Source organism: Rhodobacteraceae bacterium IMCC1335 (assembly GCA_039640495.1).
Taxonomy (GTDB): domain Bacteria; phylum Pseudomonadota; class Alphaproteobacteria; order Rhodobacterales; family Rhodobacteraceae; genus Thalassovivens.
In genome coordinates this window covers 2,161,500-2,173,235 of record CP046864.1, presented here as the reverse complement: position 1 = coordinate 2,173,235, position 11,736 = coordinate 2,161,500, and the positions used below count along the sequence as shown (strand labels likewise).

At 50.0% G+C, this 11,736-nt stretch carries 8 protein-coding genes and 1 tRNA gene; 7 read left to right on the top strand and 2 right to left on the bottom strand.

The features are described 5' to 3' along the window. Positions 1–328: 328 nt before the first annotated feature. Together GN241_10310 and GN241_10305 are read right to left on the bottom strand one after the other, a co-directional pair. The gene (locus GN241_10310) at positions 329–718 is read right to left on the bottom strand and encodes a hypothetical protein (protein XAT57720.1); all 390 of its coding nucleotides are present in this window, start codon (positions 716–718) and stop codon (positions 329–331) included. A gap of 212 nt (positions 719–930) precedes the next feature. Then, the gene (locus tag GN241_10305; protein ID XAT57719.1) at positions 931–2,616 is read right to left on the bottom strand and encodes a BCCT family transporter; all 1,686 of its coding nucleotides are present in this window, start codon (positions 2,614–2,616) and stop codon (positions 931–933) included. A 314-nt stretch (positions 2,617–2,930) separates the two neighbouring features. Here GN241_10305 and GN241_10300 point away from each other — a divergent pair, with 314 nt between their 5' ends. The 7 genes from GN241_10300 to GN241_10270 all read left to right on the top strand — a co-directional run bounded on the left by GN241_10300 (position 2,931) and on the right by GN241_10270 (position 11,728). Then, on the top strand, positions 2,931–4,151 hold the full coding sequence (locus GN241_10300) for an aminotransferase class V-fold PLP-dependent enzyme (GenBank protein XAT57718.1): 1,221 nt from the start codon (positions 2,931–2,933) through the stop codon (positions 4,149–4,151). Between the two features lie 36 nt (positions 4,152–4,187). Further along, positions 4,188–5,621: a deoxyribodipyrimidine photo-lyase gene (locus GN241_10295; protein XAT57717.1), complete on the top strand. Its 1,434-nt coding sequence runs from the start codon at positions 4,188–4,190 to the stop codon at positions 5,619–5,621. Positions 5,622–5,627: 6 nt separating this feature from the next. Next, a complete protein-coding gene (locus GN241_10290) occupies positions 5,628–6,836 on the top strand; it encodes a methyltransferase domain-containing protein (protein ID XAT57716.1) in 1,209 nt (402 codons plus the stop codon). A 185-nt stretch (positions 6,837–7,021) separates the two neighbouring features. After that, positions 7,022–8,056 carry a cysteine synthase A gene (locus GN241_10285; GenBank protein ID XAT57715.1) on the top strand — a complete coding sequence of 345 codons (1,035 nt, stop codon included), beginning with the start codon at positions 7,022–7,024 and terminating at the stop codon, positions 8,054–8,056. Continuing rightward, on the top strand, positions 8,005–10,377 hold the full coding sequence (locus tag GN241_10280) for a DUF3772 domain-containing protein (GenBank protein ID XAT57714.1): 2,373 nt from the start codon (positions 8,005–8,007) through the stop codon (positions 10,375–10,377). Before GN241_10285 ends, GN241_10280 begins: the two co-directional genes overlap by 52 nt. A gap of 323 nt (positions 10,378–10,700) precedes the next feature. Then, positions 10,701–10,790 (top strand) — tRNA-Ser (locus tag GN241_10275). 515 nt (positions 10,791–11,305) lie between these two features. Further along, positions 11,306–11,728 carry a DDE-type integrase/transposase/recombinase gene (locus GN241_10270; GenBank protein ID XAT57713.1) on the top strand — a complete coding sequence of 141 codons (423 nt, stop codon included), beginning with the start codon at positions 11,306–11,308 and terminating at the stop codon, positions 11,726–11,728. Positions 11,729–11,736: the final 8 nt, after the last annotated feature.

Genomic DNA, 11,736 nt, shown 5'->3' with positions numbered 1-11,736 from the left:
CGAGGCACCCACAGGATAGCCTCGCCAGAGACGGCTAGAAGAAGGGCGGGTATACTTTAGATGAAATCACCATCAGGCCCATTGGACCTCAAAGCAAGATAACCCCTATGAGCAGTAGACAAGCTTTCACAAGCGCAGCGCCAGCAATTTCACGTAATCCCTGCGGTTTCTAGGCTGAATAGCCCTTCACCGCCGCTACAATCAGCGGTGCCCAACCAGTACATGTTGTTGTCGCAATCGAAGCGGACATCGGATGGAGAAGGCGAGTAGCCTGCCAACAAATGACGCAGCTCCCACAAAGAACCAAAGAAGCCACTGTTTCATTTGCTTACACCTCCGCTGAAGTTTCGGATTTGCGGGCCAGCACAATCGCGATCAGTGCTACACCGTTTGAGATCAGTTCGATGGCCAGAAAGACGCCCAATACCACCGCTGCAGATTGCGGAAAGTTGGAGAAAATCATCATCGCCAGTATGATCGACAGAGCGCCTGAAATGACCATTATCAAACGGAAGGGACGAAGTTCGTCACTGAAAGCAAAAATCAGACGAACGATACCTACGATCATCATGACGACGGCAACGGCATAGGTTATCGATATCAGGCCGCGCAATGGATGTGCAATCAAGTTGACACCAATGAACAAGACAAGCAGGCCCAAAAGCACTGTTGAAATGCGCGCGCCCCAGCCCTGATCGCCGAAGGCTGAGAACAGCATAATCACGCCTACTAATATAAATGACTAACCAGCCAAAAGCTCAGCGGTCAAAGAAGCCGCCAAAGGGTTCGCCAAGGCGGTAAACCCGCCCAAAAGAGACACTACGCCAGCGATAAGCCAAAAAATCCAATGTTTCATTTGCTTTCCTTTCACTGGTTGGAAATGCGATTTAAAACAGGCGCGGGCGTCTAGTGATCCCGCACCTTTTATGGTCAAATCGTATCTGGTTTTTCGGCTTTGGCGTGCGCATCCGCGCTTGGGTCAAAAATAATCTCGACGCCGGCCTTTTGGCGTATGCTGTCTCTATAAATAGCCTTTATCAGCGCGATCCCCATCAATGCCATCACCAAACTGAAGGGCAGGGCGCCAATCACCATAGCCGTTTGGATTGCCTCTAACCCCCCGACAATCAACAACGCGCCAACCACCAAGCCCAAAGCCGAGCCCCAAAAGATAATATGCGGGCGCCCTTTGGGCCCTTCATCGCCACCGGAATTGATGGTGTTAATGATCAAGACCGCGGAATCGGCTGAGGTGACCAAATAGGTCAGCAAGAGGATCACCACGACAACCGCCATCATCCAGGCCTGCGAGCTGCTAAGAATAACGTCGAGCATCACAAAAAGCTGTGCTTGTGAACCCGCCGTGATGATGCTGTCGCCAGCGGTGCCATCCAGCGTTAAATCAACGGCGGTTCCCCCTACGATGGCAAACCAAATAAAACACATGGTGGCGGGAATAAGCATTGCGCCCAAGACATATTCGCGAATGGTGCGGCCTTTTGAAATTCGGGCAAGGAAAACACCAACAAAAGGTGCAAAAGCGATCCACCAAGCCCAGTAAAATACCGACCAGGCGCCTTGCCACGCGCTTAACGCATCGCCGGTTTCACTGCCGCCAGCCTTCCAGACGGTGAATAAGGTTTTCGGAAGCGTGACAAAATAATCAAACATGCCAACGATCAGCGCCTGCAGGCCAAAAAATGTGCTGCCGAAGACAAGGAAAAAGAACAATATGAAAAAGCTTAGACCCATATTGATGTTTGAAAGCCATTTGATCCCTTTGCCCACGCCTGAAAGCGCCGATAGGGTTGAGGCGCCCATTATCACCAAAAGCGCAAGGATGATACCGGCGGTCGAGGCCGTGCCTTCCGCGTTTAACACCCAGTCTCCGATACCCACACGGTGCAAGCCTGCAATAAATTGCTGAACGCCAAAGCCCAAGGTTTGGGCCACGCCAAGCACCGTGGCCACAACGGCTACGATGTCAATAATGCTGCCGACCGGTCCCGAAAGGCTTTTGCCGAATAAAGGCGCAAGACCGGATCGAATGGTGAGGGGCAGGTTACGCCGATAAGAGAAATACGCCAGCGCTAGGCCGACCAACGCATAGCAGGCCCAAGCAGAGATGCCCCAATGCAAGAATGACCAGCGGTAAGCCGCGCGCACATTATCGGCGTCATATCCTGTGGACAATCCGCGAATGACGTCGGGATTATTACCAAAGTGATAAATTGGTTCGGCGGTTGCAAAGGTGAGCATTCCGATGCCGATCCCAGCGCCGAACATCATCGAAAACCAAGAAAAATTCGAAAATTCGGGTGTGTCGCCGGGTCTGCCAAGCAAGAGCTTGCCCGAGCTTGGAACCAAGGCAAATAACAAACAAACCACAACATAGAAGGCGATGACGAAGATATACCAACTGGCAAAATTGGTTAACAGAAACGAATTTAAGGCGCTTAGGACATTGCTGGCGTTTTCTGGAAAAACAACCGCCCAAATAATCAGCGCGGTTACCAATATTTTCGCACTGATGGTGACGTCCTTGCTGAATCCGGAATAAAACCCCGTATCAGATGTTTCTATTGGAAGGTTCATTAATGCTGGCTTTGTGGCCATTTTGTTATCCTTTTTACTGGTAAACGATCTTGTCTAACAAAACTTTTTAGCTTTGCGTTTAGATTAGTTTGCCGCTTAACCCTTAAATCTTATCAGTTTTTTTTACGTTTATTTCGCTGCACTCATGGTTGGCCACTGGCTGCTACATGGGCGTATTTAAAAATATTCTTTAATAAATAGTCTTTGGTATCGTCTTTATATACAAAAGTATAAATTTGGTCAATCTGTGAAAATTGGGGGGTGGCTTGGTCGAATAGGCTTGTAACTGGGGCTAAAATTGGGTCCTGTCTTCCTCTCATTGTACCGGGGCTGCCATGCTTGATTGTGCGTTTGTAAGATCTCAATTTCCCGCTTTTAGCGAAGCTGCTTTGCAGGGGCAGGCATTTTTTGAGAATGCCGGCGGCTCTTACACCTGTCAGCAGGTGATCGATCGTTTGTTCCGTTTTTACACGCAGCGTAAAGTTCAACCCTATGGGGCTTATGCAGTTTCTGAGCTGGGTGGCGCCGAGATGGATGAAGCGGGTGCGCGTTTATCCGCCATGATGGGTGTTGCGGCCCATGAGCTCAGTTTTGGGCCATCAACGACCCAGAACACTTATGTGCTTGCACAGGCTTTCAGGGCTTTTTTGGCAACAGGCGACGCAATTATTGTAACCAATCAGGATCATGAAGCCAATTCAGGGGCGTGGCGGCGGCTAAAAGATGCGGGAATCATTGTCAAAGAATGGAGTTTAAACGCTTTAACCGGCCAATTGGATATTGCCGATTTAGAGAGGCTGTTGGACCGAAACGTAAAATTGGTGTGTTTTCCGCATTGCTCAAACGTGGTGGGGCAAGTGAACCCGGTTTCGCAGATTGTTTCTTTGATACATGCAAATGGATCTTTCGCCTGCGTAGACGGGGTGAGCTATGCGCCGCATGGCCTGCCAAACCTTGCCGAATTGGGGGCAGATATCTATCTGTTTTCTTCCTATAAAACCTATGGTCCGCATCAGGGTATTATGGTGGTGCGCGAAGCGTTGGCGCGGCAATTGCCCAATCAGGGGCATTTTTTCAATTCGGATTATCTTAACAAACGGTTCACGCCGGCAGGGCCTGATCATGCGCAAATCGCCGCCTGCGCGGGTATGGCGGATTATATTGATGCGCTATATGAGGCACATTTTAGAACGGATGCAGCACCTGTGAAGCGCGCCGCGGCGGTTCATGATTTGATGCGGGCGCATGAGCAAAGCCTGCTACAGCCTGTGCTTGATCTTTTGCGCGCGAAAAACGCGGTGCGGCTGCTTGGGTCTGATAAGGCTGAAAATCGGGCGCCAACCGTTGCGATTGATCTGGGGGTTTCGGCGCGGCCCATGGCCAAAGCCCTCGCCGCGCGCGGCATCATGGTGGGTGATGGAGATTTTTACGCTAATCGGGCGTTGCGCGCGATGGGTGTTGATCCTGATCAAGGCGTGTTGCGGCTGAGTTTTGTTCATTATACGAACCAAGCCGAAATTGATAAATTGCTGAATGCACTAGATGATTTACTTTGATCCAGATCAGGTTGCGGCATCGTAAAAGCTAAAAATATGCGAGGGAATGTGCAGCAAAACGCTCCGATTATTTACTGGGTTCGCCGCGATTTACGTCTGAGTGACAATCCAGCGCTTTTTGCTGCGGCCGAGCAGGGCAGGCCGGTGTTGCCGGTGTTTATTCGAGACGCGGCTGTGGATCGTTTAGGGGCAGCCCCGAAATGGCGCCTTGGGCTGGGTTTGGAACAGTTTGATCAGGCGTTGCAGAGCGTTGGGAGCCGGCTGACGTTTCGATCTGGCGCAGCGCTGGAAACTTTGCATGCGCTGATCAAGGAAAGCGGCGCCGATGCCGTGTTTTGGGCGCGTGAATATGACCCTAAATCGGTAGAGCGCGATAGCGATATAAAAGGAAAGCTGAAAGATCTTGGGATTCATGCGCGCAGCTTTGGCGGTAAATTGCTGCATGAACCCTGGAGCGTGCAAACCAAGACAGGTGGTTACTATAAGGTGTACACGCCTTTTTGGAATGCGGTTAAAAACCGAGAAATTCCTGCGCCGCTATCAGCGGTAACAAAACTTCAAGCGCCGGCAAATTTTCCATCTTCAGAAAACCTGTCTGGCTGGTCGCTTGGATCTGCGATGCAACGGGGGGCGGTGGTCGTGCGCCCGTATGTAAGGCTGGGTGAAGAGGCAGCGCACACGCGGTTGACCAATTTTTTTCAGTCCGACATTGCCTCATATAATCGGTTGAGAGACGTACCGGCCGTTTTGGGCACCTCTGGTCTTTCGGAAAATCTGGCGGTTGGGGAAATCAGCCCCTATCAATGCTGGCATGCAGGCCTGAGGGCATTGCAGGATGGCAAAGATGGCGCTGAGACATTTTTGAAAGAGATTGTTTGGCGCGAATTCGCCTATCATCTGATGCATCATACGCCGCATATTTTGGAGCAAAATTGGAAACCCGGCTGGGATCGGTTTCCTTGGAATAAAGACGAGCAGGATCCGGCAGTGCTGGCGTGGAAACAAGGCCGCACAGGCGTGCCTTTTGTAGACGCCGCGATGCGCGAGATGTATGTCACCGGACGCATGCATAACCGTGGCCGAATGATCGTGGCCTCTTTCCTTACAAAACATCTGATGACCGATTGGCGTATCGGGTTGCGATGGTTTGAATCGTGTTTGATCGATTGGGACGCGGCCAGCAACGCGATGGGCTGGCAATGGTCTGCAGGGTCGGGGCCGGATGCCACTCCGTATTTTCGGGTTTTTAACCCCGAGACCCAATTGGTCAAATTTGATCCAAAAAACCTGTATCAACGCCAATGGCTGGCCGAGGGGTCTCCTGCGCCAAGCCGCACCGCTTCACTTTATTTTGAGGCCATACCAAAAAGCTGGAATTTATCTGCCGATTTGGCATATCCTCACCCCGTTATTTCTCTGGCCGAGGGACGCCAGCGCGCGTTAGATAACTATAAGAATCGCGACTTTTAAGAGGTAATGATGCTGTTTACGTCGACCCAAAATCAAAAGAACTTGCCACGCTATTTTTCGCGAGTGTTTGATATGGCTTGCAATATGAATTCTGGCCAGTTGGACTTTGCGTTAAGCGATGGCCGCGTGTTTCGGGCGATTGGCAGAAACAAGGGCCCGATCGCGCAGTTAAATATTCACAATCCTGATATTTTTGCGCGCCTGATCCGCGAGGGGGATTTGGGGTTTTGTGATGCCTATTTGGATCAGTGGTGGAGCACGCCAGACTTGCAGGCGTTTATGGATTTGATTCACGCAGACAATGATGATCTCTATGATGGATTTCCCGGAATGGCGTTGGTGCGTTTCTATGAAAAATTTCGATTTTGGCTGCAACGTAATTCAAAAAAACAAGCGCTGAAAAATATCAGCTACCACTATGATTTGGGCAATGACTTTTATCAACTATGGCTTGATGAGACGATGACCTATTCCTCTGCCTTGTTCAAAACCGGACAAGAAAGTTTGGAAAATGCGCAATTGGCAAAATACGCCTCGATGGTCGAACAGATGGATGTAAAATCGGGAGATCATATTTTAGAAATTGGCTGCGGGTGGGGTGGATTTGCAGAATATGCCGCCAAAGAGCATGGATTAAGAGTAACCGGCCTTACCCTGAGCAACGAGCAGCTTGTATTTGCCCGCGAACGCATTGAAGCACTGGGCCTGTCCGATTTGGTAGAGTTCAAGCTGCAAGATTATCGGGATGAAACCGGGCAATATGACGGGATTGCAAGCATCGAAATGTTTGAAGCTGTGGGTCAAAAATATTGGCCTTCATATTTTAAAGTTTTGCGCGATTGTTTGAAACCCGGGCGACATGCGACGCTTCAGATTATAACGGTGCAAGATGCGCGCTGGGACGTCTATCAAAGAGGTGTGGATTTCATTCAGAAATATATTTTTCCGGGTGGAATGCTGCCCAGTCCGAGCGCTTTGAGAACCGAGATTGAAACCGCCGGTCTGAATGTGGTCCGATCCTTAGAATTTGGCGAAAGCTATGCGCAAACCCTGCGCCGCTGGCATGATGTGTTTAATGGAAAATGGGATCAAGTGGCCGCTTTGGGATTTGATGAGCGCTTTCGCCGCATGTGGAATTTTTACCTTACATCTTGCGCTGCAACGTTTTCGACCAGCAATTGTGACGTGACGCAGATTACCGTGACCAACCGATAGCCGCTTTTTGGGTGCGTAAGGTGGTGTGATCTTTATCTATGTCTTCCAACAGGTGCGTCTGATCTATAGTCTATATAACAGCCCGAGCGTCGCTAAACTGCAATAGCGTAGCGGTGCTTTCGCTTGAGTTATGGGCCCAGAGCCACTATGGGGTTGGCACACACGGTCGAATTGAAAGGGGTTTCATGCAATATGCGCCTGCCTTAGAGCATTTGGTTGGCAATACGCCATTGATCAAGCTGCTAAATGCCAGCGAGGAAACCGGATGTACGATTTTAGGAAAGGCTGAATTTCGCAATCCTGGCCAATCTGTTAAGGATCGCGCAGCTTTGTTCATCATCAAAGATGCAATCGCAAAAGGCATGCTTCGCCCCGGTGGCGTTATCGTTGAAGGGACTGCTGGGAATACGGGGATTGGATTGGCCGTGGTTGGAGCCTCAATGGGTTTCAAAACGGTGATTGTAATTCCCGATACCCAAAGCCAGGAAAAAAAAGACGCGTTGCGTCTGCTTGGGGCGCAGTTGGTTGAAGTACCCGCGGTCCCGTATAAAAACCCAAATAATTATGTGCGGTATTCCGGGCGCTTAGCGGCTGAAATTGCTAAAACCAGTCCAAATGGTGCGATTTGGGCCAATCAATTCGATAATATTGCCAATCGTCAGGCGCATATTGAAACCACGGGTCCTGAAATCTGGGAGCAAACCGAGGGCAAGGTAGATGGGTTCATTTGTGCTGTCGGTTCTGGGGGAACGCTGTCTGGCGTTGCGGCAGCCTTGCAGCCGAAAGGCGTTAAAATCGGGTTGGCTGATCCGATGGGGGCGGCGCTTTATTCCTATTACACCGAGGGCGTTTTTAAGTCTGAAGGCGGGTCTATTTCGGAAGGTATCGGGCAGGGGCGTGTGACTGCAAACTTAGAAGGGTTTCAGCCGGATTTTGCCTATCAGATCAGTGATCACGAGGCGCTACCGATCGTTTTTGATCTGATGCAGCATGAAGGCTTATGTTTGGGCGGGTCGTCAGGGATCAACGTGGCGGGCGCGATGCGCATGGCGCGCGACTTGGGCCCCGGACATACGATTGTAACCATTCTTTGCGATTCTGGCGCGCGTTATCAGTCAAAGCTGTTTAATCGTACGTTTTTGCGTGAGAAGGGCTTGCCGGTCCCTGAATGGCTCGAAGAGGCGACGCGCGTCGTGCCAGAAGTGTACGAAACCCCGTGAAGGCGGTCGCTAAATTATGGGCTTGGGGCCTGCTGTGGTTTATCTGGATGGGTCTCAACCTAGCCGCTTTCGCCCAATCGAGCCTACCGGATTATACGCGATGGAGCTCTGAGTCTGCCTATGTCGAACGGCAAATTTTGCAACAGAACGTTTCGGAAAGCCTGCGCGGTTTGGTTGCGAATTGGCGGGATCAATTTATCCGGGCGAGCGAAGCGAATTCGGGCCGTATTGCGACTTTACAGGAACAAATATTAGCGCTTGGCGATCCCCCAGCGGAGGGGCAGAGCGATCCTTTGGCGCAGCGCCGAAGGGCGTTGAACGCGGATTTGGCAAAGCTGCAACTGCCCGTTGCGCAAGCCCAAGAAGCCCTGAGTAAGGCGCAGGGGCTGGTCAAGGAAGTCGATCAACTGATCCGAGCTGAACAAAAATCAGCATTGTTCGAATTGTCAAAAAGTCCGCTTTCGATTGTGGCTTGGCCTAAAGCTTTGCTTGAGCTCAGCGATATTCTGGGCGGCTTACTTGGGGAAACGTTTGAAACGATACCGCTTGCGCTGACTCTGCTGGCGGGGAAGCAGCTTCTTGCCTCTTTCGTGTTAAGCCTTCTTATCGCGCTGCTATTGCTGCTTGCCGCGCCGCGCATAGTACAGCGGCTGAGCAGAGATCTGATTTATCAACGCCAAGGTTTGGTCTCCAGCACTGGGTTTTTAAGCACGCTGGTGATCGCTGTGGTGAAGGCGTCGGGGCTGCATTTTCTTTTATTGACGCTGTTGGAAAACGGCTTTTTGGGATTTCAGGGCACGTTGCTGATCGAGCGGGCGCTTGATCATTATTGGGCGGCCTGGATTTTTGGTGCGTTCTGGCTAGGGCAACGCTTATTCGTAGGGGAAACAGCGGTTCTAATCGCGGATGGCAAACAGAATGACGAGCGCAATGCCCGGTTGGTCGGTGTCTTGGCAGTTGTTTTTATTATTCATGCGGTGTTGGATCTGGTCGCGCATTATGAAGCCAGCTCACCGCATGTTCTGGTGATTTGGACGTTTCCCCTTTTGGTTTTAACAGCGTTGATTTTGATGCGTTTGGCGCAACAACCGGTTGCAAGCGCTGAGGAGGCGGTCGCGCTTGGCGCGTCTGTAGAGAAAACAGCTCCGCTTTACCAAACGATGATGTGGTTGCTCAGACGGGTGTCTCGCTTCGTTGCGATCATTGCCATCTTGGCTGGTGCGCTGGGTTATATGAACGCGGCCAATGCTTTGCTGTATCCGTTTGTGCTCACGCTTGGCTTGTTGGCTTCAATTTTGGTTTTGCAGCGCTTGGTGAGCGATACATATGAAGTTTTCCTCGGCAAGGCCGGAGCCGGCAAGGATGCGTTGTTGCCGATTTTAATTGGCTTTTCGTTCCTTTTGTTGGCGCTTCCAGTTTTTGCGCTTATTTGGGGGGCGCGGGCGGTTGATCTGATAGAGCTTTGGAGCCAGGTGTTGAGAGGTGTCCAAATTGGTGAAACGCGCCTGTCACCTGGAGAGTTTTTAACGTTTGTCATCATTTTTACCGCGGGCTATATGGCCACCCGGTTTGTTCAATCGGCGTTAAAAGCTTCCGTACTGCCAAAAACATCGATTGATCCGGGCGCGCAAACGGCTCTGGTATCTGGAATCGGATATATCGGCATCTTTCTGGCCGCGTTGGTTGCGATTTCTTCGATTGGGATCGATCTGTCATCTCTGGCCATCGTTGCGGGTGCGTTATCGGTTGGCATCGGCTTTGGCTTACAAAATATCGTGTCAAATTTTGTATCGGGCATAATTTTATTGATCGAGCGCCCAGTGAGTGAGGGCGACTGGATCGAGGTGGGCGGAAAAATGGGTTATGTGCGCAATATTTCTGTTCGCTCCACGCGGATCGAAACTTTTGATCGCAGTGATATTATTGTTCCAAATGCGGATCTTGTTGCTGGTGTGGTCACGAATTACACCCGCGGCAACACTTTGGGCCGGGTTATTGTTCCCGTTGGCGTGGCCTATGGAACGGATACCAAACATGTGGAACGGCTATTATTAGAGATCGCAGGAAAACACCCGCTGGTGATGGGTGATCCTGCCCCATATGTGGTTTTTAGCGCCTTTGGTGACAGCAGTTTGAATTTTGAAATCAGAGCTATTCTGCGCAATGTGAATGCGATGTTGAGCGTGAAAACAGATTTAAATCATGAGATTGCTGCCGTGTTCCAGGCCGAAGGGATTGAGATGCCCTTTGTTCAACGCGATATTTGGCTCCGAAACCCAGAAGCGCTGGCCGGTGGTGCAAATAGGTTAAAAAACGGCTGATTATTTACGGTTAACCTTTCGGAGTCTTATACAGGACGCGCGGTTTTGAAAAATAGACCAGAGATTGAGCGCAGAAGGGCAGTGTATCGGCTCTGATGAGCGATGTGCCCGTTTTCGAGCAACTCCGCATCGATTGGTGTTGTGCTTCTGTGTTGCGCGGCATTGTCTGTGGCACGAAGGATTTACAAGCCGAGCGCAATACGCAGAAGCTTTTTTTCCTTTAAACACCTTATAAGGATTTTGAAGACTTGGGTTTTGTCGCTTTTTAATGGTGGCACAAGCCTCTTGCAAATCACCCAGTGGTCGGGCTAAACCCCGCTGATGGACAGGTGGCCGAGTGGTCGAAGGCGCACGCCTGGAAAGTGTGTAGGCGGGAGACCGCCTCCAGGGTTCGAATCCCTGTCTGTCCGCCACTAAGTCAATAATATCAATTACTTAGTGTAAATTTTATAACATACCCATCATCCTACCCATCTAAAGTAAATGTGGTCGTTTATCATTAATCTTGTAGTATTTTATGGTTATGGGGGTAGGGACCGAGGTTGTGCACCGCCACCCCATGTCAATATGTATTGCTTTTATCCAAACTTAGAAAAATTCATTAACTAAGATTAATAGCATCAAGTGCATTTGCTTTCATTGTTTTATTCAATGAACCAATTTCTCCGGTCTTGATCTGGAATATTTGGATGGAAATGGGACTCTTAATTACGTCATATCCGCAAGAAATAATTCCGAAAAATAAAAGTTATGGCAGGTGCCATTTTGCCAATTTCAGAGATGTCACGAAAGTACCTTATATTATAGTGGTTTCGTGACATCACCACGGGCAACCTCACGTCTGCTAAAACCCGATATTTGAAAAAAGGTAAGATTTGGGATTAACGATACTTGAATAATTACTATTGGAGTTTCGTGTCGATGAAACTTGACCCTTTTCCATTGCAGGTATGTAACCAAGCGTCAGGGCCGCAAAGCAGCTTTGGTATTCTTAAAGAAAATCATGAAGCGATATGGAAGTCCACATCAAATAGTGACAGACAGATTGAAATCGTATCGCGCAGCTATGAAGGTAATTGGGAATCAAGCGGTTCAAGATGTCGGTGGCCGAAAGAAGAAAGTTACCGGGCGGTGGGCGAACAACAGAGTTAAGAATTCACATCTGCCCTTTCGACGACGAGAACGTGCGATGCTGCGATTTAGGCGTATGCACAGCCTCCAAAAATTTGCCTCAGTCCACGCCTCGTTTCACAATCACTTCAATTCACAAAGGTCCCTCTCCAAGCGCAGTACTTTCAAGCGAAACCGTGACGCTGCTCTCAACGAGTGGCGCTCCTTACTGATCTCATAGAAAGGGCC